This window comes from Fructilactobacillus sp. X1R3C1 (genome assembly GCF_059901545.1).
The window spans coordinates 101207-126039 of record NZ_JBWXUT010000002.1 but is presented as its reverse complement, the minus strand read 5'-3'; the positions used below and the strand labels follow the sequence as shown (position 1 = coordinate 126039).

The window sequence follows — 24833 nt, the reverse complement described above, 5'->3', positions numbered from 1 at the left end:
TTTCAATTTAAATATTAATGATTGGTTGGTTTCGTATGGAACCATGCAATGTTTTTGTCAAAAAAGCTTAACAAGTCATTACATAAGTACAAAATGTAAGTTAAGAATAACGTCCAATTGGCACCACCCTGATATGCAGTAATGCCCCACAGAATAATCGAGAAAATCCCCTGGGCAAGCCAGAAATAATAAGTATCCCGAAACCTTAAAGTCGTAAGTAAAGCACCAGTAATTCCAATTGTGGCCGCAAAACTATCTACAAAAGGACGAGGGCTATCACTGTATCCATGCTCCCAGGCATATAAAGCTCCTAATACTACAACAAAGAAAAGAGCTGTCAACCCCCAATTCATAAACGTTTTTTTAAGGTTACCCTTAACAGTCAATTTCTTAATATGTTCATCAACATTAGTAGCCCAACTAGGAATTAACAAGACCGGAATATCCAAAAGTACAATGTATGTAGTTTGGAGAATAATATCATTGTAATTCTTAGCAGTGAATGCAACATAGATATAAATCAAAGCACTAATCAAACCAAAAATTCCATTTAATGGTTTCGTATTAGTAATTGAAATGGTAGTAGTAAATCCGAGCATCCCCGCTAACATCGTCATAATCGCAATAAACGAAAGTGGTTGTGTGACAGTTGATCCAGCAATGACTCCCAAACCAAATAGGAGCAACAAATAGCTTTTAAAGCTCCAACCTTTCATCTGATTGACATACCAATTAGGCTTTAATATGTCATAAGCCGCAATGTTGTTTTTCTCTGACATAAATAATCATCCCTTCGACAAATTTGAATTCACTTTTCATCATTACACACTTATAATCTCTAAACAAATTTGCTAACAACCCTAACTTTTATAAATTGGCCCAACATTGGTCCATAAAAAAATTTTTTTATTTTTATAGCTTCATTTTTTTTCGATCATAAGAGAGAAATTGATAAAAAAATTCAAAGTGTGACAAATTAAGATAAATGTATCATTTATAAAATATAAAAGATATTGTAAATGCAAACAAAAAATATGTATAATGAATAATGAAGTATAAAGGAGGAAATAACATGCTAGTAAATGTCCCATTTGCAATCAAAGCCGATGGAGTTCATGATCTTAAGAAAGTTACCGTAAAAATGCCATCTGGTGAAAAAGTAGAATTAGACGCCGTCACCCTTGACGATATTGATCGTGATCATGAACATCTTTTAACCATTACAAAAGACGCTAAACATGAATTGGGAGCTCCTGGTGAAAGTATTTCCTTTGATGAATTCGGTGAAAAGAACTCATTCCCATCAAATAATACGGTTGTGTTCATGGCAATTCCAAAATAAAAAGAAGTACTACCTAACAGATAGTACTTCTTTGGTAAATAAGCATCATAATTATGAGAATTCCCTGGTAAAATTTCGTAAAGTGTGATTAAATATAGAGTGTAGATTAGAGAGGTAATAAATTTCTGTCACATTCTCAACATTCACATCAGCTAAGGCTTTCCACTCCTACTGCTTATTAGTCTTAGACACGTGTGCTCTTTTATTTCATAGATCTTTACTTATTAGATTGTTACTTCTCATAACTATGCTACAGTTCTTGAACCTCTCTAATCGTAGAAAGCACTCTATTTGAGTGCTTTTTTTGTACATTCAAATCCCCTAGCGTGAATTCTTTAATCTTTACCTTACTTTTACAGTATATTATATTAGCTGTTACTAATCAAGTATATAAGTAAAAAATATCAAAATATACTCCTTATAAGAGAACACAAAGACTAATCATAAAGCAATTTTTATCTTATAAAAAATTTTTCTAAGAAATTTTTACAATTATATTGTTTCCCATATCACATATCTTAACACCCATGACAACGGGATTAATAGTGGCAATTCATAATTAAAAACAAAGAACCCTTTCGTTTGATAGTTGGAAAAGTTAGTCATATCACTTCATTAGTGTACTCAATCCAATTGTGTAATCCATAACATTAACTAATGATTTTCATAATCATAATACCGGCATTTCATGAAATTTATTAACAATTAACGGAAAGAATAATATCATTTAAACTAAAAAACCACTATTCTATAATAGTGGTTTTTAGTACTAAATAAAATAATAAATTTTAATTTTTAAAATATCATAATTATTATTTAAAAAGCGGTTCGTGGGCCATATTTACATGTTCAACATTTCCCTCCATGAAAACTTCTCCTTCTGGTCGAAAACCAAATGAAGCATATAAATTTTCAACGTATTTTTGTGCCTCAATAATAATCTCTTTATGAGGATATTTTTCTTTAATAACCCTCATCACTCTTTGAACTAATTTTGTTCCCAAATGTTTCCCACGTTGTTCGGCAGAAACAGCAATTCTTCCAAAAGTTATATAGTAATCTTGTTTATATATTCGACCATAAGCAATAACGTGATTTTGATCGTTAAGCAAAAAAACATGCCATGCCTTCTTGTCATTATCATCAATATCCTGCAAAGTAATCTTTTGTTCTACTACAAACACTTCGCATCTCAGTTGATAAATATCAAATAATTCGTTCAAAGTTAATTGATCAAATGACTTTACCATCCACATATATTCACCTCCAATCATCAAATTTAACTTATTATAATCCATAATTGTTAGTATCAAAAAAGCGGCAACTACTATTTGTCGCTTTTTTGGTCTTCATCAGTTTGTAAGACAGCCATGAAGGCTTCTTGAGGAATATCAACCTTTCCAACCGCTTTCATCCGCTTTTTCCCACGTTTTTGCTTCTCAAGTAACTTCGCTCTTCGATCAGGGTCACCAGTATGAATTCTAGACGTCACATCTTTTCGATAAGCTTTAATATTAGTTCTAGCAATAATGGTAGCGCCAATTGCTGCTTGAATTGGAATTTCAAAATTTTGTCTTGGAATAATACTCTTGAGTTTTTTAACAATTTCACGACTTCGGCCGGCAGCAAACTGTTTATGGGAAATAAAACTTAAAGCATCGACCTTATCACCGTTCAATAGAATATCCACTTTAACTAGATCACTTTGTCGATACTCAGATAATTCATAGTCAAGTGATGCATAACCATGCGTACTTGATTTTAATTTGTCGAAAAAATTAAAAATAATCTCCGATAATGGCATTTGATAAATGACATTCACTCTGGCATCGTCTAGATACTCCATCGTGACAAACTGACCACGTCGATCTTGACACATTTCCATCACAGCACCAACATAATCGTTTGGCACCATGATACTAGCCTTAACAAATGGTTCCTTAATATCCTTAATTGCTGATACATCTGGCATTTCAGATGGATTTTCAACTTCAAGTGTACTTCCATCATTTAAATCCACATGATAAGTTACTGATGGAGCCGTAGTAATTAAATCCAGCCCAAACTCACGTTCCAGACGTTCCTGAACCACGTCCATGTGAAGTAATCCAAGGAACCCACAACGAAATCCAAAACCCAGTGCTTCAGACGATTCCGGCTCAAATTCAAGTGAAGCATCGTTTAATTTAAGTTTTTCAAGTGCTTCCCTTAAATCACCAAACTTCGCATTATCAGTTGGATACAATCCAGCATAAACCATGGGAATCATTTCACGGTATCCTGGTAGAGCTTTATCAGTTGGATTGTTTGCGTCAGTAACTGTATCGCCAACTCGCGTTTTAGTGATATCTTTAATGCTGGCAGTAATGTATCCCACATCCCCAGCCATTAAGTACTTTCGTTGAAGTGGCTTCGGCGAGTTAACACCAACTTCTGTGACTTCATATTCACTTCCACTGTTCATCAAGCGAATTTGATCTCCAGGCTTTACGACTCCATCATACAAACGAACACTTAGTACTACGCCACGATAATCATCGTAAACTGAATCAAAAACCAACGCCTTAAGCGGACCCTCAATATTTCCCTTTGGAGCAGGAATCTTTTTAACAATTTCCTCTAATAAGTTCTCAACCCCGAGTCCAGTCTTGGCACTAATCTCAACTGCATCAGAGGTATCCAATCCAATCACATCTTCAATCTCTTTTTTAGTTTTCTCGGGCTCTGCTGAAGGCAAATCAATTTTATTAATGACAGGAATAATTTCAAGATCATCATCCAAAGCCAAATAAACGTTAGCTAAGGTTTGGGCTTGAACTCCTTGAGTGGCATCAACAACCAGTAAGGCACCCTCACAAGCAGCCAGACTTCTAGAAACTTCATAAGAAAAGTCTACGTGTCCGGGAGTATCAATCAAATGAAATACATAGTCAATCCCATCCTTACCATGATAAGTTAACTCAACCGCATTTAACTTGATGGTAATTCCACGTTCCCGTTCCAAATCCATATTATCCAAAATTTGATCTTGCATGTCCCTTTTAGAAACTGTGTCAGTCAACTCCAAAATTCGGTCGGCTAAAGTTGACTTACCGTGATCAATATGAGCAACAATAGCAAAATTCCTCGTCCGGCGTTGCTTTTCCTTCATTTTTTTATAATCCACGATATTTTCCTACTTTCATTATTAATTCGTCCAAGTCGTTACTATTATTATAACAACCCGATATATGTATAACAAACAAATAAAGGAGCGGTCTTTAAACCGCTCCTTTATTTGTTTATTTAAAAGCATCTTTCATTTTATCAAAGAAATTCTTGCCTTCTTCAACATTAGTATCACCACTAGCTTCAGCTAAAGCTTGTAAAGCAACTTTTTGTTTAGAGTTAAGTTTCTTTGGCGTCTGAACCTTAACTTTTACCATTTCGTCACCATTACCATTTCCATGAAGTTTAGGCGCACCTTTTCCTCTTAAACGGAAGACCGTCCCAGTCTGGGTGCCTGCAGGAATTTTCAAATCAACGTCACCATGAACGGTTTTAACTTTAATTTCTCCACCTAAACCAGCAGTGGCAAATGAAATTGGTTGATCAAAGTAGATAGTAGATCCGTCTCTTCTAAAGTACTTGCTTTGAAGAACTCTAAAGATCACGTACAAGTCACCATAAGGACCGCCATTTTCACCGGCATCACCTTGACCCTGCATGTGCATTTGCTGTCCCTCTTCAACACCAGCAGGGACCGTAACTTCAAGAGAATGTTGTTTCTCAACTTTTCCAGTACCGCCGCAGGTTGGGCACTTCTCTTTAATTACTTTTCCAGTGCCGCCACAAACGGGACATGGTTCCTGGGTCTGCATCTGACCGAGCGGGGTATTAACCGTTTTAGTAACATAACCGCTTCCATGACAGTTAGAACAAGTCTCTGGCTTAGTCCCGGGCTTAGCCCCAGTGCCATGGCACGTTGGACAAGTTTCTTCACGATTATACTTAATGGTCTTTTTAGTCCCAAAAACAGCTTCATCAAATGTAAGTGTCATTTGATATTGCAAATCTCGTCCACGACGTGGTGCAGTTGGGTCAGCTTGACGACGTCTTCCGCCACCACCAAAAATATCATTGAAAATATCAGAAAAGTCACCAAATCCGGCACCTTGTCCGCCTGCACCAGCACCAGCACCGGCTCCGCCACCAAAGCCTCCAAATCCTTGGGGACCATCAGCTGAACCATACTGGTCATAATTGGCTCGTTTCTTTTTGTCACCTAAAACTTCATATGCTTCGGTTATTTCCTTAAACTTTGCCTCTGCATCTGGAGCTTTATTAATATCTGGATGGTATTTTTTTGATAATTTTCGATAGGCATGCTTAATGTCATCTTCACTGGCGCTTTTGTCCACGCCTAATACTTTGTAATAATCTTTATTAGCCATTAGTTCGCCTCCAAGCTCAAATAATACAACAAAAAGCCAAAGCCCATCAAACTGACTTTAGCTCTTCATCAATTGTTAATAGCCTCAATTGCCACAATTATTTGTTGTCATCATCATGGACTTCATGGTAGTCACCATTAACAGTATTATCATCATTTCCATTAGATGATCCACCGTTAGCATTATTTCCACCTTGTTGTCCCTGATCAGCTTGGCCTTGGTTTTGTTGATACAATTTAACTGCTAATGCTTGAACCTTTTCGTTCAAAGCATCCTTTTTAGTCTTCATTGCATCAGTATCGCCATCTTCTTTAGCTTTTTTGAGTTCGTCTTCAGCATCCTGAGCGGCTTTAATCTCATCATCTGAAACTTTGCCTTTAACATCTTTCAATGTCTTATCAGTCTGGAAGATCAATTGGTCAACTTCATTATCTAGATCAACCTTGTTCTTCTTTTCCTTGTCGGCATCTTCATTTGCTTCGGCTTCTTTCATCATCTTATCGATTTCGTCGTCTGATAGACCATTGGAATCTTTGATGGTGATTTTTTGCTGTTTTCCAGTTCCCTTATCTTTAGCAGAAACATTTACAATTCCGTTTTTATCGATATCAAAGGTAACTTCGATTTGAGGAACACCTCTTGGTGCTGCAGGAATATCAGTTAATTGGAATCGACCTAATGATTTATCATCAGCAGCCATTGGACGTTCACCTTGCAAAACATGAATGTCAACGGCCGTTTGATTATCAGCAGCAGTTGAGAAAGTCTGTGACTTGGAAGTTGGGATGGTTGTATTTCTATCGATTAACTTAGTGAATACCCCACCCATCGTTTCAATACCAAGTGATAGTGGAGTAACATCAAGTAAAACAACATCCTTAACGTCACCAGTAATTACTCCACCCTGAATAGCTGCACCTAAAGCAACAGCTTCATCGGGGTTGATTGAATGACTTGGTTCTTTACCAGTCCACTTTTGAACTTCCTCTTGAACAGCAGGAATTCTAGTTGAACCACCATTAAGAATTACTTGGTCAATATCACTAGCTGAAAGTCCAGCATCCTTCAAAGCATTGTCTAAAGGAGCCTTAGTCTTTTCAACTAAGTCAGAAGTTAATTCGTTAAACTTAGCACGTGTAAGCGTGGTTTGTAAATGAAGCGGACCATTTTCACCAGAAGAAATGAATGGAAGTGAGATTTCAGTTTGAGTTACACCTGACAAGTCTTTCTTAGCTTTTTCAGCAGCGTCTTTCAAACGTTGTAAAGCCATCTTATCCTTCGAAAGGTCAACCCCATTTTCCTTCTTGAAGTTATCGATTAACCAGTCCATGATTCTCTTATCAAAGTCATCCCCACCTAAGTGAGTATCACCATTAGTTGAAAGAACTTGGAAGACTCCGTCACCTAATTCAAGGACGGAAACATCAAAAGTACCTCCACCTAAATCATAAACCAAGATTTTTTCATCTTTATCTTTTTTGTCTAAACCATATGCAAGTGAAGCAGCAGTAGGTTCGTTAATAATTCTCTTAACATCAAGCCCAGCAATTTTACCAGCGTCTTTAGTAGCTTGACGTTGTGCATCATTAAAGTAAGCAGGAACGGTAATAACAGCTTCACTAACAGTGTCACCAATGTAATCTTCCGCATAGCCTTTAATGTATTGAAGAATCATAGCTGAAATTTGTTGTGGAGTATATTCTTTTCCGTTTGCCTTTACTTTGTATCCTTGCTCACCCATGTGACTCTTAATTGATACAACAGTATCTGGGTTAGTAATTTCTTGACGCTTAGCAACTTCACCAACTTGAATCTCGCCATCTTTAAAAGCAACTACTGATGGGGTCGTTCTTGATCCCTCTGGGTTGGTAATGATTTTTGGTTCATTACCTTCCATAACGGCTGCAGCTGAATTAGTTGTTCCTAAATCAATTCCAATAACTTTATTACTTGCCATAACTTAAACCTTCTTTTTATATATTTAATAACTATTTAATTACTGTGCCACTACTACCATTGCTGGTCTTAAGACCCGATCAGCAATTTTATAACCGCTTTGAAGTACCGATACTACGGTTCCCTTTGGATGTTCATCACTTGGAGCAACCGTTTGAACAGCTTGATGAAAACTAGGATCAAATTCCACTCCATTAGCATTAATTTCCGAAATATCATTATCCTTCAGAGCTTTTTCAAGATGTTGTTGGACCATTTCGATCCCCTTTTTGAGTTGCTTACCGTTTTCATCAGATACGTCAACGTCAAGAGCTCTTTTTAAATCATCCATCACAGGCACAACGTCTTTAGCAAGATCTTGTGCACCATACTTTGCTAAATCAGCACGCTCTTTTTTGTTTCGATTTTGAATGTTCTGAATCTCAGCTTCTGCTCGTAAGTAGTTGTCTTGAACTGAATCTAGTTGTTGATTTAGTTCATCAATCTTTTTTGCAGAATCATCTTTCTCGTCTGTTTTGACTTCTTGCTCTGACTTACTCGATTCATCAACATTTTCCGTTTTATCATCTAAATCTTTACTTTGCTTTTCCTTATCACTCGCCATTTTGAACCTCCTTTTTATTTATCATAATTATCATAGTATCCATTGATTCGTTTCTGAAGTTCATCTTTAAACGCATCAACTAGACCCAAAACCTTAGGATAAGACATTCTGGTAGGGCCAATTACAGCAATCCTACCAACACCATGAATCCCAACATCATAAGTTCCAGAGATAATACTATAATTTTTCAATAAATCATTTCGTAGCTCAGAACCAATCATAACTGAAATGGGTTTGGATTCATTATCTAAAATTTTTGCCATATTCGAGTTATTTCCAAACATTGAATAAAGTGGCTTAATATTTTTTAGATCGTTCTTATCATCCATTGTATCCAATAAATTCATTCTTCCACTAACAAAGAAATGGTCTTTAAGCGATTTATTAATGACGTATTCAAAGGCTCCAACAAAGTTTTCTGAAGAAGTTAAATAGTGTCTAATTTCGTCAGGAATTGTACTTTTAAGTGCCTCTAAAACTTCCGGAATTGTCTTACCAAAAAGCTTGTCATTAACTAAATTAGTTACTTGAAGTAACTTATCTTCATCAATTTGGTGATTAGTTATAAAGGGCTGACTTTCAACTTGCCCATCATTCATCACCATAATTGCCATCACTTGGTGATCGGCTAACTTAATTAGTTGAAAATGTTGTAAAGTTTCGGTATTAGTCTGTTCTGGACTCAAAGTCATCGCGGTATAATCGGTCAAGCTGGACAAAATATCAGCAGATTGTTTAACAATATCATCAATTTGTTGAAATGTTCCTCCCAGAGCATTATGAATCAAACTTTTTTCTTCATTGCCAACCAGTACAGGATTAACCAAATTATCAATGTAATATCGATATCCTTCATTTGAAGGAACTCTTCCAGACGAAGTATGAACTTTTTGAATCAAATTTTGACCACTTAAAACTGCCATCTCATTACGAATGGTAGCCGAACTAACATTCATTGGGAGTTGATCAGCCAAGCGTTTTGATCCAATTGGAACACCATTGTTAGTATAGTCATCAACAATGTACTTTAGAATCATATCTTGTCTCTTTGTGAGCATTCTTACCACCTCTTTTAGCACTCTTTATTATCAAGTGCTAACGTACATTTATACCTTACCAAAGGTATTAAAGAACGTCAAGAAATAAGTTTACTGGTAAGAATTAATGTATTTCTTAAAATAAGATCGGGTGTTACTTTCATCAATTTTTAATTGATCAATCAACGGTTTCCGCCCCTGATATTTGACCTCGTCTCTCATTTTCGATAACCATCTAACTCTGACGTGATTACCATAGATATTTTGATCGAAATCCAAAATATTAATTTCTAAAGTAACTGGATTATCATTTCCAAACGTCTCATTTTTGCCAATTGATGCCATCGCTTTGTACCACGTACCATTAACTTCAAGTTGGACCACATACACCCCAAGTTTGGGCAACTGCTGTTTTGCCGAATACTCAACGTTAGCAGTGGGAAAGCCTAATTCACGACCACGAGCAAACCCATGAACAACCACTCCGTCATTTTCGAATTCATATCCCAAAAGATCGTTAACCGTCCGGATGTGTCCCTGTTCAAGATTTCGACGAATCCTAGTAGAACTAACCTTCTTGTCGTCCATTTCATCAGCGGCCACACTGACTACATCAAATCGCTCCCTGGCATATTGAGGGAGCTCCTTCATGCCCGCATTTTGTTCTCCATAAGTATGATCAAATCCTGCTATAACCGTATCAGCATTCAATCCAATCAAATAATTATCAACGAATTCTTGGGGATTTTGATTTTGAAAAGCAAAGTTGTAATTGATGACATAGACCACATCAACCCCCAGTTGCTCAAATAAATGTAATTTACGATTAAGCGGGGTTAAATAACGTTTTTCATTTCCATCCAACTTCTTGTACACTAACGACGGGTGATGATCATAAGTTAAAATTGCCAAAGGAAGTTTTTTTTGTTTAGCAATTTGTTTAGCTTGATTAATCACTTTTTGATGTCCCAGGTGAACTCCATCAAAAAACCCCATGGCAATGACTTGGGGACGATTTTTTTCGTTCTTATCAAGTGGGTATGATAAATAATTGACTTCCATAATTTCCTCTAATCTAAATCAAACATTTTTTTGGGCTTATAATTATTTTCCTGTTCATTTCTATAATACAAAGCTCGATCAATATTATTATACTTTAAAACTATCACTTCATCTTGACAAGCGATCTCATCAATACTTAAAAAACCGCCATTTTGAACACGATTCCACTGCTCTTTATTAATCACAATAGTCTTAAAATCTTTAAGAGCATGTGAAATTGGAAAAACAACTTTATTGATTTGATTAGAATTCATGGCTTCTTTAATATCTTTAAAAGTTACTGTATCGCAAAGATTAAATCCACCACTTTTAGTCCGAGTTAAACTTGACATCACAGCTGGGATGCCAACTTTTTTTCCAAAATCAGTTGCCAAAGTTCTGATATAAGTTCCCTTTCCACACTTCACCTCAAAATTAAAGGTTTGGGTGTGAGTATCACGATTGTAGGAACTCGCATTGATACGAACAAATTGACTAACGTTAATTTGTCTTTTAGGCCGATCAACTTTCATACCAGCACGTGCGTACTCATATAACCTTCTTCCATTCACTTTAACAGCGGAAAACATGGGAGGAATCTGGGTCGAAATCCCCAAAAATGATTTCAAGACTTCGTCAATTTCTTGATCTGTGATTGGCTGAAAATCAAAATTAGTATCAATAATTTCACCATCTAAATCCTCGGTAGTAGTGGAAAAACCTAACGTAATTGACCCACTATAAACCTTCCCTGATTGCATTAAATAATCAACTACTTTAGTGGCATGGCCCAAACAAATCGGTAAAACTCCATCTACATTAGGATCAAGTGTGCCACTATGGCCCACTCTTTTTTGTCCAATAATGTGTCGAATCTTACTCACACAATCAAAGCTCGTCATTCCCCTAGGCTTATACAAAGGGATAATTCCAGTGACCAATTCACTCACTCCTGTACCATATACGCAAAAAAGACCGGAAATAAATATTTCCAGTCAATTTTTTACTTATTTTTTTTATTTAAATTATCAATCAAACGATCAATCTTACTTCCGTATTGAATGGATCCATCCCGTTCAAAATGAATCTCTGGAGTAACGTAGATACTTAACCGATGACCTAACTCGCCTCGAATTAAACCAGTTGCTTTATCCAAGCCCTTTTGAACCTTTTCTTGTTCAGACTTCTTGTCAGATAAACTACTGTAATAAATCGTAGCTTGTTGCAAATCACCAGTAACTTCAACACCAGTAATAGTTACTCCTTGAACTCGTGGGTCACGAACACGCTTAAGTAAAATATCGTCGACTTCTTTTTGAATTTCCTGCTGTAGTCTTCCAACACGATATTGTGCCATGACAATCACTCCTTACGGTATCTACTTAGGTTGGACTTCTTTCATGTGGTATGCTTCGACTTTATCTCCAACTTTAATGTCATTATAGTTTTCAATCGTTAAACCACACTCAAAGCCTTGTTTAACCTCTTTAACATCATCTTTAAAACGCTTTAGACTACCAAGCTCTCCATCATAAATCACAACATTATCTCTAATCAGACGAACTTTGCTATCACTTTTTACGTACCCATCAAGAACCATTCCACCAGCAATCGTTCCAACTTTAGAAGCTTTATAAATTTGTCTTACTTCAATATTACCAGTAACTTCTTCTTCATAAGTTGGATCAAGCATGCCTTTCATTGCAGCTTCCACGTCATCAATGGCGTTATAGATAACTTGATAAAGACGAATATCAACCTTATCAGTTTCAGATTGAGCTTTAGCTTGCGGAGTAGGACGGACATTAAAACCAATGATGATGGCATTACTTGCTTCAGCAAGTGCAACATCACTTTCGTTCACCGCACCAACAGAGGCATGAATAACGTTAACCTTAACTCCCTCAACATCGATTTTTTTGAGGCTTCCAGCTAAGGCTTCCACTGATCCTTGTACATCAGCTTTAATAATTACGTTAACCTGTTTCATATCTTCTTGTTTCATTGAATCAAACAAGTTATCAAGAGTAACACGGTTATTTTGCTTCCGTTCTTCGATTTGGGCTTCTTTAGCTCGTTCTTCTCCAGCAGCACGAGCAGTCTTTTCGTCATTAAAGACAACAAAACGATCACCGGCTTCAGGAACATCATTTAACCCCGTAATTTCAACTGGAGTTGATGGTTTAGCATTCTTGATTTCTTTCCCGTTCTCATTAGTCATGGTTCGAACTCGACCAAAAGTGTCACCAACAACGATTGGATCCCCAACGTGCAAAGTTCCTTGTTGAACCAAAAGGGTAGCAACAGGACCCTTACCCTTATCCAATCTTGCTTCAACGACTGAGCCAGCTCCATTTTGTTTTGGATTAGCCTTAAGTTCAAGCACATCGGACTGAAGTAAGATCATATTTAACAATTCATCAACATTAGTTCCATTTTTAGCAGAAATATCAACAAAAATCGTATCTCCACCAAAATCTTCAGGAACCAATCCATAGTTCATCAATTGCTCTTTAACATGTTGTGGATTGGCATTCGGTTTATCAATTTTATTAACTGCCACAATAATTGGAGTTCCCGCTGCTTTAGCATGATCAATTGCTTCAACAGTCTGTGGCATAACACCATCATCAGCTGCTACTACCAAAACAGTCACATCGGTAATGTCAGCACCACGAGCTCTCATGGCAGTAAAAGCAGCATGTCCTGGAGTATCAAGGAAGGTAATGGTCTTATCGCCATGTTTTAACTGATAAGCACCGATAGCTTGAGTAATTCCACCGGCTTCACCTGCTGTAATGTGTGAATGACGAAGATAATCTAGTAACGTGGTTTTACCATGATCAACGTGTCCCATGATGGTAACAACGGGTGGACGGCTTTCTTGGTAATCGGTATTATGCTCTTCTTCATTAAAGAACTTGTCAATATCTGATACATTAACATTTTCTTTTTCTTTAGCTTCGATCCCATAATCGGTGGCAAGAAGTTCAATGGCATCCTTATCCAAGGATTGATTCTGATTAACCATCATTCCCAGCATAAATAATTTTTTAACAATCTCTGCTGGTTCCCGATGCAGTAACTTACCAAGATCCTGCGCATTCATACCATCCTGATAGATTAAAACTTTAGGTAATGGACGACTCTTACGGGTTGGCGCCGCATTCTTTTTGTGATTCTGACGAATTCGTTGATTCTTAGAATACATATTATAACGATTATCGCGACGCTTATTACGCTTCTTGCCCTTTTTATTTTTGTTGCGGTTCAAACTACCACCAAATTTTCCACTTCCGTTATTATGTGGCTTAGAAGTATTATTAACCGGCTTCTTGCTTGTATTATTTGCAGTTGTAGAACGATTACTATTCGCATGGGCCGCATTTTGACTATTATTCGTGTGCGAATGTTGACTATTTTGATGATTGTTGTGATTAAAATGATTACTTGAATTCTGATTCCCGTGCTGACCGTTAGTATGAACACCATTGCTATGAGCATTTTCTGGACGCTGATTACTTGTTTGCCCATTATTTTGATGTTTATTTACTTGTTTATGTTCAGAATTACTTGGTCGATGTTGATTGTTAGAATGATTGCTTCTACCAAAATGATTGTTATTCTGACCATTTTCATGTTTTGAAGTATTGTGACCATTACTTCCGTTATGGGAGTCAGCAGTCTTTTTTGCTGGAGCATGCCGTTGTTCACTTCCACTGGCCGCTTTCTGACTATTCTTAAGCGCGCCTCGGACGGTCTTCTCCTGATTTGAATCAAGCGATGACATATGGTTTTTAACCGTAAAACCATTTGACTTAGCAGTGTCAATCACACGTTTACTAGGTATATTAAGCTCTTTGGCTAATTCATAAATTCTTTTTTTGGCCATATAATCACACTCCTTTACTTGTATTATTTTAATTCTTTAAATTTTTTCGAAAATCCTTTATCCTTAATCGCTACGATTGATCGTTTCATCCCAATCGCGTCGCTAAGATCATCTTTAAGCATACCAGTATTAACTGGAACTTCATAGAATTTACTTTTATCGAGAAACTTCTTTTTGGTACTTGCACCACAGTCTGATGCAATAAACAGGTAATTAATCTGTCCCTTTTTAATTGCATTCAAGACAATCCCCTCACCTGAGATTATTTTACCAGCTCGTCTTGCAATTCCCAATAAGTTTAAGACTTTATTATAATTTGTCATTATCAATCAATTCCTGTCGAGCCTGCTTATGGTCGACGTAACTAATAAGTTCATCATAAAAATCATTTGTTAAAGTTACATCAAAAACTTGATCAAGGATTTTATCCCGCTTGGCTTTTTTGGCAATTGTTACGTCAATTTTTACGTAAGCTCCTCGACCAGATTTTTTCCCAGTTGGGTCGACTGACACATTACCCTCTTTATCACGAACAATTCTTACTAATTGTCGTTTAGGTGCCATTTCACCCGACACCACATCTTTTCGCATTGGCACTTTTCTTTTTCTCATAACAGTACCTCCTCAAAAATTATTCCTCGTTTTCGTCTTCATTTGATGAAACATCATCAGTAGAATGATTATCTTCACTGTCACTTTCGTCAGTGCCATCCATTTCTGATTCGGATTTAATGTCAATCTTGTATCCAGTCAGTCTAGCGGCTAACCGTGCGTTCTGACCACGTTTCCCAATTGCTAACGACAACTGGTCGTCTGGAACAACAACGGTGCAAGAACGATCGTCTCCATCTTTAAAAATAACGTCAATAACGTCAGCGGGTTTCAATGCATTGGCAATGTACTCAGCTGGATTCTCATCCCATTGGACAATGTCCATATTTTCTCCACCAAGTTCATTTACAATTGTTTGCACTCTGGTTCCTCTAGGTCCAACACTAGTTCCCACTGGATCAATATCAGAACTATTAGAACGAACAGCCACCTTAGCACGGTCGCCGGCCTCCCTTGCGATCGAGACAATTTCAACTGTTCCATCATAAATTTCGGGAACTTCTTGTTCAAAGAGTCGTTTTAGCATTCCAGGTGCAGTTCGACTTACAAAAATTTGTGGTCCCTTTGAGGAATTTTCAACGTTTGTAACATACACTTTTAACTTGTCCTGTGGACGATAAGTTTCATTTGGCATCTGATCATTTTTAGCCATCACGGCCTCAACTTGACCAAGGTTCATATACACAAAACGACTATCTTGACGTTCTACTTCAGCAGTTACAAGTTCATCTTGATACTTACTGTACTTGTCATAAACGGTCTCACGTTCAGCTTCACGAACCCTTTGAGTAATAACTTGTTTAGCGGTTTGGGCAGCAATTCTTCCGAAGTTCTTTGGTGTAACTTCAAACTTAATTTCGTCACCAAGCTCGTACCCTTTATTAATCTTTAAAGCTTCATCCAAGCTAACTTCTAACCGTTGATCCTCAACATTATCAACTACTTTTTTAACAGCGTAAACATGAATACTTCCAGTTTTTTCGTCGAAGTTAACTTCGACGTTCTGAGCCTGATCAAAGTTACGTTTGTAAGCCGAAGACAATGCTGCTTCTAAGGCATCGATCACAACCTCTTTTTTTACGCCCTTTTCTTTTTCAAGTTGATCAAGCGCACTTACTAATTCTTTACTCATTTTAATCTCCTAACTAAAATTCAATTGCTAATCTAGCTTTTGAAATTAATTTTCGCGGAATTTCAAGTTCACTAATTCGCGTTTTATCTTTAATTGCTAACGTTAATTTATCATCATCAACACTTTTGAGGGTTCCCTCAAAAGACTTTTTCCCATCGAGTTTTTGATATAAAGAAACGTGGATATAATCACCAATTGCATTTTGATAATCAGACTCCCGTTTTAATGGCCGTTCAGCACCTGGCGAAGACACCTCTAAGAAGTATGGTTCGTCAAATGGATCTGGATCCAATTCATCAAGTTTTTCACTTAACTGATCACTAACCAAAACACAGTCATCCAAACTAATTCCTTGGTCTTTATCAATATAAACTCGCAAATACCAGCTTCCACCCTCTTGAACATACTCAATGTCATAAAGGTAAAAATTGTTATCATCTAAAATCGGTTGAACGGTTTTAGTAACTCTATCAATAACTTCGCTCAAATACTTTACCTCCTAAAAAATACCAATAAAAAGAGCGAGCATCCCTGCTCACTCATCAGAAGAGTTTATTATTACTGATATAACTATACCATATAACCCAAATAATATCAAAAAGCCCTAGATATCAAACAGACTTAACTGATTTTCATCGGGTAATTCACTTAAGACTCCATTTTGGGTCATAAATTCAATAATGGTTTTAGAAACTTTACCACGTTTAGCAAGATCTTCCTTTGAAATAAATGGCTTATCTTCTCGAGCCGCCACGATTTGTTTAGCAACGTTTAAACCTAGTCCAGGAATTGCTCGAAATGGTGCGATTAATTTTTTACCATCAATTAACCACTCAGAAGCGTCCGAGCGATTAATATCGACCATCTCAAATTCATAGCCCCGCTCCAACATTTCATTGGCAATTTCCAAAACAGTCAAAAGATTTTTCTCTTTAGTGGATGCTTCGGTCCCTTTATCGTTGATTGCCTTAATGCTTGATTTAACTGCTTCTTTTCCATGACTCATAGCCACAATGTCAAAATCATCAGCCCGAACAGAAAAGTAAGCGGCATAGTAAACTAGTGGAAAATAGACTTTAAAGTAAGCCACTCTTAGTGCCATTAACACATAAGCAGCCGCATGAGCTCGCGGAAACATATACTTAATCTTTAAACAAGAATCAATGTACCACTGCGGAACACCAACGTCTGTCATCTTATCCTGCCACTCATCCTTAATTCCGCGACCATGTCTAACTTGTTCCATGACCTGGAATGAGGTTTCTGAATCTAACCCCCAGTTAATCAAGTCGGTCATGATATTATCACGACATCCAATCACATTCGCAATGGTAGCCGTCCCATCCTTAATCAGTTCTTCAGCATTTCCTAACCAAACATCGGTCCCGTGTGACAACCCAGAGATTTGCAATAATTCAGAAAAATTACTTGGTTTAGTTTCTTCAAGCATTCCCCGCACAAAACGCGTCCCAAATTCAGGAATTCCAAGTGTCCCTGTCTTTGAAAAAATTTGTTCAGGACTCACACCAAGAATCTTAGGACTAGCAAACAATGACATCACACCCGGATCATCCATTGGAATCGTTGTCGGATCAACTCCTGATAAATCTTGAAGCATTCTGATCATCGTTGGATCATCATGTCCCAAAATATCAATTTTTAAAATATTATCATGGATGGAATGAAAGTCAAAATGAGTCGTTTTCCATGCCGCATTTTGATCTTCGGCCGGATATTGTATTGGAGTGAAATCATAAATATCCATGTAATCTGGAACAACAATGATTCCTGCCGGATGCTGTCCAGTAGTTCTTTTAACACCAGTTGCACCCTTAGAAAGTCGATCAATTTCAGCATTTCGAAAACGTTTGCCGGTGTCCCGTTCATAATCCTTTACGTATCCGTAAGCTGTTTTATCAGCAACGGTTCCAATTGTTCCGGCCCGATATACATTCTTTTCACCGAACAGAACCTTGGTATAATTATGCGCAATTGGTTGGTAGTCTCCAGAAAAATTTAAATCAATATCAGGGACCTTATTTCCCTTAAATCCTAAGAAAGTTTCAAAGGGGATGTTGTGCCCATCACCAACCATAACTGTTCCACACTTCGGACACTTTTTATGTGGTAAATCAAATCCAGAACTATATTCACCTTTAGTGAAAAATTGCGAGTACTGACATTTAGGACAACGATAATGGGGAGGAAGTGGATTAACTTCAGTAATTCCAGACATAGTGGCAACTAAACTCGATCCAACTGAGCCCCTAGAACCTACTAAATATCCATCCTTGTTACTTTTAGAAACTAACCTTTGAGCAATTAAATAAATAACAGAGAAGCCGTTTCCAATGATACTTTTTAGTTCTTTATCAAGACGCTTCTGGACAATTTCAGGAAGCGGATTGCCATACAAACGATGCGCTGTATTCATCGTTCGATCTCTAATTTCGTCCTTAGCACCCTCCATTTTTGGTGTATACAACTTGTCTTTTAAGGGTTTTACGTCATTAATTTCGGAAGCAATTTTATTAGTATTATCAACTACAATTTCTTCAGCTTTATCTTCACCCAGAAAATTAAAATCTTTCAACATTTCATCAGTGGTCCGAAAATGGAGATCGGGTAATTCTTGGCGATTCAGTGGGTTAGCTCCGCCTTGAGAATTAATCAAGATCTTACGATAAATATAATCATGAGGATCAAGATAGTGAGCGTCACCAGTTGCTACTAACGGAATGTCTAGCTCATGGGCAATTTCATACATATTACTAATAATTTCTTGTAACTTACCCCGATCACTAATTAATCCTTGATCGATTAGTGGCTGATACGCTGCTTGAGGCTGAACTTCAAGATAATCGTAAAACTTAGCCTTATCAAGTGCCTCTTTTTTACCCTTTTGCATCATCGCTGTGAACACTTCGCCACTCGAACAGGCCGATCCAATCAATAGACCATCCCGAAACTTCTTAAGCTGACTCCTAGGAATTCGAGGAACCCGATAATAATAATCAACATGAGCAAGTGATACCAGCTTAAACAGATTCTTTAAACCGGCTTGAGTTTTCGCCAAAATAATAGCATGGAATGGACGAGCATGCTTATAAGCATCATGCTCCTCCATATGATCATTAAGTTGATCGTGGTACTGAATGTTATATTTATCTTCAGCCTCTTTTAAAAAAAGATAATTTAAATGACCAGTTGATTCTGCATCATAAATCGCACGGTGATGGTGCTCTAATGAAACGTCAAACTTTTTAGCTAACGTGTTTAATCGATAACTCTTAAAATTAGGATACAGAAAACGTGCCAACGTCAAAGTATCAATAATTGGATTACTAATCCTACTCATGTCATGGCGTTCGTAACCAGTATTCATGAACCCAATATCAAAAGTAACGTTATGTCCTACAATGATTGCATCACCACAAAACTCACGGAACAACTTAAAGACTTCTTCTTCAGACTTAGAACCAGCCACCATATCATTGGTAATTGAAGTTAAATTGGTAGTTTGTTCAGACAATGGGAAACCAGGATCAATGAACTCCTCAAACTGTTCAATCACATTGTTATTTTGCATCTTTACAGCCGAAAGTTCGATAATCTTATCGTAAATTGCTGATAAACCAGTGGTCTCAACGTCAAAGACAACGTATGTAGCATCCTTTAAAGCAACATGTTTATCGTTATAAGCAATTGGTTCACCATCATCAACGACATTTGCTTCCATTCCATAAATCATTTTAATATCGTTATCAACTGCAGCATGATAGGCATCCGGAAAGGATTGCACGTCGTCGTGATCAGTAATGGCAATTGCGGGATGACCCCATTTTTTGGCGCGACTAACATAATCACTAATCGAATTAGTAGCGTCCATCTGGCTCATGTTAGAGTGTAAGTGCAGCTCAACCCTTTTTTTATTTTCAGGGGCAGTATCTTTTCTTTCTTCGTGTTTAATTGGATTAATATCATAAGCATTAAGTGTCAATTCATGAGAGTAGTTATCTTCTTGAATGCTTCCACGAACTTTAACCCAATCTCCTACATTTAATGATGCAAATTCTTGTTCTTCGTCATCATTTTTGGAGAATTTTTTAACAACAATTGACGAAGAATAATCAGTAACCTTTAAAATCATCAATTGGCGGCCAGATCGTAATGATCGAATTTCTTTATCAAAAACATATCCACTAACTACGGCGGAACGTTCCTCTTCGGTTATGTCCACCATCTTAGTAATATCAACATCATCTTTGATTTTCTTTCCAATCATTTTAGAATGCTTACTTGGATGTGATTTGCCTGATGAATTCTTTAGAGCCTGCATCGCCTTTTGAGCCAACTCAACGTCACGTTGTTGTTTCTTTTTCTTTAAATCATCTATTTTTTCTTGAGATGCTGTAGTATCAATCATGGTATGAATGGAAAATTTAGGAAATCCAACTCTTTGATAAGTTGATTCAATTGGTCCCAAAGCATTACCATTTAGAAAATCTTTGACGATTTCATTTTCAGCAAGAAAGGTAACTCGATCATCAATCAGTTTTGGTAAATTATTATTACATAATTCATGCGTTAAATTTGAAGTAATTCCAGCGTGATTTACAACCCATTGCCAATAATCACCAAGCTTACGATTATCAAAACCACTATTCTTAGTTTTAATCTCGAAATCTACCTTAGCAATCCCATCGAAGGCCACACACAAATGATGAAAAAATTCTATAAACTTTTCGTAAGGCATAATCTCTGGTAGTACCAAATGAAAATGCCATCGATTTGATTTCTGATGGACATCGATTTTGTCAATTTCAGCATTTTGAAAGTAAGATTGATCAGCTGAATCTTCTAATTTAATTTGCTGAAGTAATTTACTAAATAATTCTTTTTTATTTAAACTCACTTTGATCCTCTCTTTCATTAGTTTAAAAAAGACCAGTTAAAACCTGGTCTTTAATTTAAATCTCTTTAGACAAAATATCAATTGTATTACTTAAATCATCTTGTTTAGTCTCAATCGTTTCGCCAGTTTTACGAATTTTAACTTCTACAATTCCTTCATCCGCCTTTTTGCCGATTGTAACCCGAATTGGAATTCCAATAAGATCAGAATCAGCAAACTTAACCCCGGCACGTTCCTTTCTATCATCAACCAAAACAGATAGTCCTTTTGATTCCAATTCTTTTTCAATTGAAGATGTCATCTCTAATTGCTCATCATTTTTAACATTCGTTGGGATAACATGAACATCATATGGAGCAATTTCTTTTGGCCAAACTAATCCATTTTGATCAGCTTGCTGCTCTGAAACTGCCGACAACAAACGACTGACACCAATTCCATATGAGCCCATGACAACCGGGATATTACGACCATTCTGATCGAGAATATCAGCACCCAATGTTTTGGAATATCGTGTTCCCAATTTGAAAATATGACCAATTTCAATTCCCTTGGTAAACTTCAATACTCCGCTACCATCAGGAGAAATGTCTCCTTCTTTAACTAAATGAAAATCCCCAAAGTCTTTTACTTGGTAATCACGGTCGTAATTAACGTTTTTATAATGCTTCCCGTTTTTGTTAGCCCCAGTAACACCATTACTAATACCTTTAACATACTGATCAGCATAAACAGAAACGTCATCTGGAACATTAATTGGTCCAACCGATCCAGGTTTAACGTCTAAGTATTTAGAAACCTCAGTTGGGCTAGCAAGTTCTGCCGAATCAGCATCAAAATAATTCTTAACCTTTGTTGGATTAATTTTTTGGTCTCCCCGAATCAAAATCATTACTGGCTTACCATCAACGATATAAAGTAAACTTTTAATAATCTGATCTTTTTCAACATCAAAGAACTTACTAACTTGATTAATGTTATTAACATCTGGAGTGTCAACTAATTCCAAATCATTTAATTCTTGATGTCCCTTTTGATCAACAAACATATTCGTTGCCATCTCCAGATTAGCAGCATAATCACTATCATCCGAATAGACAATCGTATCTTCACCAACCGCAGCAGGAGCAGAAAATTCTTTTGAATCGGAGCCACCCATTGACCCAGAATCACCAATGATGGTCCGATAATTTAACCCAATCCGGTCAAAAATTCTCTGAAACGCTGCTTCCATTTGTTTATAAATCTTATCCAAATCATCATCATCTTCAGAAAAGGAATAGACATCGAGCATAATAAACTCTCGACTACGCAACAATCCATAACGTGGCCGATCTTCATCACGATACTTAGGTTGAATTTGATATAAAATTAAAGGAAGCTTTTTATATGATTTGATATTATTTTTAATTAGATCTGTAAAAGTTTCTTCATGTGTAGGACCCAAAATAAAATCCGTATCATGTCGATTTTTAAATTTAAATAGTTCGGGACCATAAGTGTCATATCTACCCGAATCTTTCCATAATTTAGCTGGAATAACTGTGGGCATCAACATTTCTGCTGCATCGGTTTTATCTAATTCTTCACGAACAATTTTTTTGATGTTTTCAAGCACGCGATATGCCAGTGGTAAATATGCATACATACCTGCCGAAACCTGCCTAACGAATCCAGATCGAACTAGCATTTTATGACTAAGAGCTTCAGCTCCCGCTGGATCTTGTTTTAAAGTTGGTATCAATAATTTTGACTGTTTCATTTTATAACCCCTAAAGTTTTATCGAATAAAGTATCGCTCAATATCATTCCAAGTTACCAGTACCATCAATACTATCAGAATGGCAAAACCAATGAGCGTAATGATCGTTTCCGTTTTTTCCGAAACTGGTTTTCTTCTAATTGCTTCCACAATATTTAATAATATTTTACCACCATCCAAGGCTGGAATTGGTAACACATTTACAATGGCTAAATTAATGGATAAAAATGCTAAAAAGCTCAACAGTCCTAAAAAACCGCCCTTGGATGCGTTAGACGTCTCCGCAAAAATGGCAACTGGACCACCTAAGTCATTTAAAGAAAAATGGGTAAACATTGAACCCAACACACCAAACAATTCAGTTGTCATATCCCAGGTTCGAGTAAATCCAGAAAACAACTTAGCTGAAAAGCTAGTGTCCATCGCCTGCTGAACTCCAATCATACCAACTTTTTGCTTCTGAATGGTTTTGGCTTCAGTCGTCATTGAAATATTTTTAACTTTTCCATCATGCTTAACCGTTAAAGTTACTTTTTTATCTGGGCGCTTCTGAATCAACGTGCCGATATCATTCCACGTGTTGGTTTTGTGACCATCAACAGCCAAAATATTACTATTATTTTGCAGACCAGCTTTTTTCGCAATTGAAACTTGTGGCGACAGGTTAACCCTGTTTGAGTTATTAGGAACTCCACCTTGCATGAAGGACAAAAGCATAAATGCCAAAATTGCCAAGACAACGTTGTTAAAAATTCCCGCGCAATTTACCAAAAGTCGTTTATACAAGAGTGCTGACTGAAATTGAACGTCAACCGGCGCGATTTGAACCTCGATCCCATCTTTTTCAATAATAGTAGCATCGTGATCAACAGAAAACTTTTTTTTCTCAGAATCATCACCATTTTCGTATCCTTCAATCCAGAGACCCCCTTCTAGATCGGATCCCGACACATCTAGTGGTATTCCTTGAAACAGTTGGCTTTTATTACTCAAATCAATTCTAGTAACAACACCTTTGCTATTAGTTTGAAGCCGAACTGGAGTCCCTGGCTGAATTTCTTCATCCTCATCATCACTACTTCCAGCCATTCGAACATATCCACCAATAGGCAGTAATCGTAGTGTATAAGTCGTGTGATTATGTCGATAGTAAAACAACTTGGGACCCATTCCAATTGAAAATTCACGGACCATGATTCCTGACATTTTAGCCACGATAAAATGACCAAATTCATGAACAAAAACTAATATTCCAAAAATGATTATGAAACTAATGATTGTAATTAACAATAAAGACCCAGTCCCTTCCAGATATTACACAATTCCAAATAAATGTAGTAGTGGTAGAACAAATAATAAACTATCGAATCGATCTAATATTCCACCGTGGCCTGGCAAAATCTTGCCGGAATCCTTAACTCCATAATAACGCTTTAAAGCTGACTCAACTAAATCACCAAATTGACCAAAAATGGAAAGAACAATCGTAATAAAGAACATACTTACAGTACCAATCCCATCAATTGGGAAAAAGCAGACAAAGATTGTACACAAAATGGCTGCTAGTGCTGTACCGCCAATCGATCCCTCCCAAGTCTTATTAGGAGAAATATGAGGTGCCAATTTGTGCTTTCCAAATGCCCTTCCAAAAAAGTAGGCACCAGAATCAGTTAACCACACAATAAATAGAGCGTACAACAGGGTTGTTAATCCATCAGTCCGGGCTTCAATAAAGTAATGAAATCCAAACCCAATGTACAAAATTGCCAAGGTAAAGACTCCAGCGTCATCAAAATTGAACTTATTTTTAGAAAATACGGTAAATAACATCAATAACATTATTAAAATGTAAATTGCAAATGGAGGCTTAATCCACAATGGTAAAAATGATAACCAGTTTGTCGGGATAATCATAGCAATTGTCGCAACAAACGCAATTAGTGTCTCTGGAGACACTAAAAGTCGTTTTTTCATAATAAAAATTTCTGCTAGAGCAATCAAACCTAACACGATAGCGGCTAAATCAATCCATATTCCACCAGCAATGATAATCGGTATAAAAATAATCAAAGCAATAACCGCTGTGATAATTCTCTGCTTCATAATA

The 24833-nt window shown here is 36.8% G+C and carries 20 protein-coding genes; 1 reads left to right on the top strand and 19 read right to left on the bottom strand.

From position 1 onward, the window contains the following. Positions 1-14 precede the first annotated feature (14 nt). Entirely contained in the window at positions 15-779 is a 765-nt protein-coding gene (gene pnuC, locus AC6UD8_RS02840; RefSeq protein ID WP_500693829.1) for a nicotinamide riboside transporter PnuC, read from the bottom strand. Positions 780-1072: 293 nt separating this feature from the next. Here pnuC and AC6UD8_RS02835 point away from each other — a divergent pair, with 293 nt between their 5' ends. Next, positions 1073-1342: a hypothetical protein gene (locus AC6UD8_RS02835; RefSeq protein ID WP_500699441.1), complete on the top strand. Its 270-nt coding sequence runs from the start codon at positions 1073-1075 to the stop codon at positions 1340-1342. A gap of 812 nt (positions 1343-2154) precedes the next feature. On the opposite strand, the gene AC6UD8_RS02830 is transcribed toward AC6UD8_RS02835, so the two are convergent. From AC6UD8_RS02830 to AC6UD8_RS02745, 18 genes are all read right to left on the bottom strand, one after another. Beyond that, the gene (locus tag AC6UD8_RS02830) at positions 2155-2640 is read right to left on the bottom strand and encodes a GNAT family N-acetyltransferase (RefSeq protein ID WP_500723564.1); all 486 of its coding nucleotides are present in this window, start codon (positions 2638-2640) and stop codon (positions 2155-2157) included. Between the two features lie 29 nt (positions 2641-2669). Then, entirely contained in the window at positions 2670-4508 is a 1839-nt protein-coding gene (gene lepA, locus AC6UD8_RS02825; RefSeq protein WP_500693832.1) for a translation elongation factor 4, read from the bottom strand. A 115-nt stretch (positions 4509-4623) separates the two neighbouring features. Then, positions 4624-5775, bottom strand: coding sequence for a molecular chaperone DnaJ (gene dnaJ / locus AC6UD8_RS02820; protein ID WP_500699439.1), 1152 nt, complete (start codon positions 5773-5775; stop codon positions 4624-4626). Between the two features lie 97 nt (positions 5776-5872). Next, positions 5873-7732 (bottom strand): molecular chaperone DnaK, encoded by a 1860-nt coding sequence (gene dnaK / locus AC6UD8_RS02815; RefSeq protein WP_500693834.1) that lies wholly within the window; start codon positions 7730-7732, stop codon positions 5873-5875. Positions 7733-7771: 39 nt separating this feature from the next. Beyond that, positions 7772-8353: a nucleotide exchange factor GrpE gene (grpE, locus tag AC6UD8_RS02810; RefSeq protein WP_500699555.1), complete on the bottom strand. Its 582-nt coding sequence runs from the start codon at positions 8351-8353 to the stop codon at positions 7772-7774. Then, positions 8350-9393 carry a heat-inducible transcriptional repressor HrcA gene (gene hrcA, locus AC6UD8_RS02805; protein ID WP_500693835.1) on the bottom strand — a complete coding sequence of 348 codons (1044 nt, stop codon included), beginning with the start codon at positions 9391-9393 and terminating at the stop codon, positions 8350-8352. Before hrcA ends, grpE begins: the two co-directional genes overlap by 4 nt. Before the next feature lie 90 nt (positions 9394-9483). Next, positions 9484-10434, bottom strand: a complete 951-nt coding sequence (gene ribF / locus AC6UD8_RS02800) for a riboflavin biosynthesis protein RibF (protein ID WP_500699438.1) — start codon at positions 10432-10434, stop codon at positions 9484-9486. A gap of 8 nt (positions 10435-10442) precedes the next feature. Continuing rightward, positions 10443-11354: a tRNA pseudouridine(55) synthase TruB gene (truB, locus tag AC6UD8_RS02795; RefSeq protein WP_500695581.1), complete on the bottom strand. Its 912-nt coding sequence runs from the start codon at positions 11352-11354 to the stop codon at positions 10443-10445. A gap of 62 nt (positions 11355-11416) precedes the next feature. After that, on the bottom strand, positions 11417-11770 hold the full coding sequence (rbfA, locus tag AC6UD8_RS02790; protein ID WP_500693838.1) for a 30S ribosome-binding factor RbfA: 354 nt from the start codon (positions 11768-11770) through the stop codon (positions 11417-11419). Between the two features lie 21 nt (positions 11771-11791). Beyond that, the gene (gene infB / locus AC6UD8_RS02785; protein ID WP_500699437.1) at positions 11792-14305 is read right to left on the bottom strand and encodes a translation initiation factor IF-2; all 2514 of its coding nucleotides are present in this window, start codon (positions 14303-14305) and stop codon (positions 11792-11794) included. A 23-nt stretch (positions 14306-14328) separates the two neighbouring features. Continuing rightward, the gene (locus AC6UD8_RS02780; RefSeq protein WP_500693840.1) at positions 14329-14628 is read right to left on the bottom strand and encodes a L7Ae/L30e/S12e/Gadd45 family ribosomal protein; all 300 of its coding nucleotides are present in this window, start codon (positions 14626-14628) and stop codon (positions 14329-14331) included. Next, entirely contained in the window at positions 14615-14917 is a 303-nt protein-coding gene (gene rnpM, locus AC6UD8_RS02775; RefSeq protein ID WP_500695579.1) for an RNase P modulator RnpM, read from the bottom strand. The genes AC6UD8_RS02780 and rnpM overlap by 14 nt, the downstream gene beginning before the upstream one ends. 19 nt (positions 14918-14936) lie before the next feature. Beyond that, complete coding sequence (nusA, locus tag AC6UD8_RS02770; protein ID WP_500699436.1) at positions 14937-16049, bottom strand: transcription termination factor NusA; 1113 nt, start codon at positions 16047-16049, stop codon at positions 14937-14939. A gap of 13 nt (positions 16050-16062) precedes the next feature. Beyond that, positions 16063-16536, bottom strand: coding sequence for a ribosome maturation factor RimP (rimP, locus tag AC6UD8_RS02765; RefSeq protein ID WP_500699435.1), 474 nt, complete (start codon positions 16534-16536; stop codon positions 16063-16065). 117 nt (positions 16537-16653) lie between these two features. Continuing rightward, the gene (locus AC6UD8_RS02760; RefSeq protein ID WP_500723562.1) at positions 16654-20964 is read right to left on the bottom strand and encodes a PolC-type DNA polymerase III; all 4311 of its coding nucleotides are present in this window, start codon (positions 20962-20964) and stop codon (positions 16654-16656) included. Between the two features lie 55 nt (positions 20965-21019). Further along, positions 21020-22726, bottom strand: a complete 1707-nt coding sequence (locus AC6UD8_RS02755) for a proline--tRNA ligase (RefSeq protein ID WP_500693845.1) — start codon at positions 22724-22726, stop codon at positions 21020-21022. Positions 22727-22744: 18 nt separating this feature from the next. Beyond that, positions 22745-24016 (bottom strand): RIP metalloprotease RseP, encoded by a 1272-nt coding sequence (gene rseP / locus AC6UD8_RS02750; RefSeq protein ID WP_500699433.1) that lies wholly within the window; start codon positions 24014-24016, stop codon positions 22745-22747. Between the two features lie 24 nt (positions 24017-24040). Continuing rightward, the gene (locus tag AC6UD8_RS02745; RefSeq protein ID WP_500693847.1) at positions 24041-24829 is read right to left on the bottom strand and encodes a phosphatidate cytidylyltransferase; all 789 of its coding nucleotides are present in this window, start codon (positions 24827-24829) and stop codon (positions 24041-24043) included. Positions 24830-24833 lie beyond the last annotated feature (4 nt).

Excerpts from the sequence above, each read along its gene's own strand:
- pnuC (WP_500693829.1), bottom strand. The coding sequence starts at position 779 with ATGTCAGAGAAAAACAACATTGCGGCTTATGACATATTAAAGCCTAAT.
- AC6UD8_RS02835 (WP_500699441.1), top strand. The coding sequence starts at position 1,073 with ATGCTAGTAAATGTCCCATTTGCAATCAAAGCCGATGGAGTTCATGAT.
- AC6UD8_RS02830 (WP_500723564.1), bottom strand. The coding sequence starts at position 2,640 with ATGGATTATAATAAGTTAAATTTGATGATTGGAGGTGAATATATGTGG.
- dnaJ (WP_500699439.1), bottom strand. The coding sequence starts at position 5,775 with ATGGCTAATAAAGATTATTACAAAGTATTAGGCGTGGACAAAAGCGCC.
- dnaK (WP_500693834.1), bottom strand. The coding sequence starts at position 7,732 with ATGGCAAGTAATAAAGTTATTGGAATTGATTTAGGAACAACTAATTCA.
- hrcA (WP_500693835.1), bottom strand. The coding sequence starts at position 9,393 with ATGCTCACAAAGAGACAAGATATGATTCTAAAGTACATTGTTGATGAC.
- ribF (WP_500699438.1), bottom strand. The coding sequence starts at position 10,434 with ATGGAAGTCAATTATTTATCATACCCACTTGATAAGAACGAAAAAAAT.
- rbfA (WP_500693838.1), bottom strand. The coding sequence starts at position 11,770 with ATGGCACAATATCGTGTTGGAAGACTACAGCAGGAAATTCAAAAAGAA.
- infB (WP_500699437.1), bottom strand. The coding sequence starts at position 14,305 with ATGGCCAAAAAAAGAATTTATGAATTAGCCAAAGAGCTTAATATACCT.
- AC6UD8_RS02780 (WP_500693840.1), bottom strand. The coding sequence starts at position 14,628 with ATGACAAATTATAATAAAGTCTTAAACTTATTGGGAATTGCAAGACGA.
- rnpM (WP_500695579.1), bottom strand. The coding sequence starts at position 14,917 with ATGAGAAAAAGAAAAGTGCCAATGCGAAAAGATGTGGTGTCGGGTGAA.
- nusA (WP_500699436.1), bottom strand. The coding sequence starts at position 16,049 with ATGAGTAAAGAATTAGTAAGTGCGCTTGATCAACTTGAAAAAGAAAAG.
- AC6UD8_RS02755 (WP_500693845.1), bottom strand. The coding sequence starts at position 22,726 with ATGAAACAGTCAAAATTATTGATACCAACTTTAAAACAAGATCCAGCG.
- AC6UD8_RS02745 (WP_500693847.1), bottom strand. The coding sequence starts at position 24,829 with ATGAAGCAGAGAATTATCACAGCGGTTATTGCTTTGATTATTTTTATA.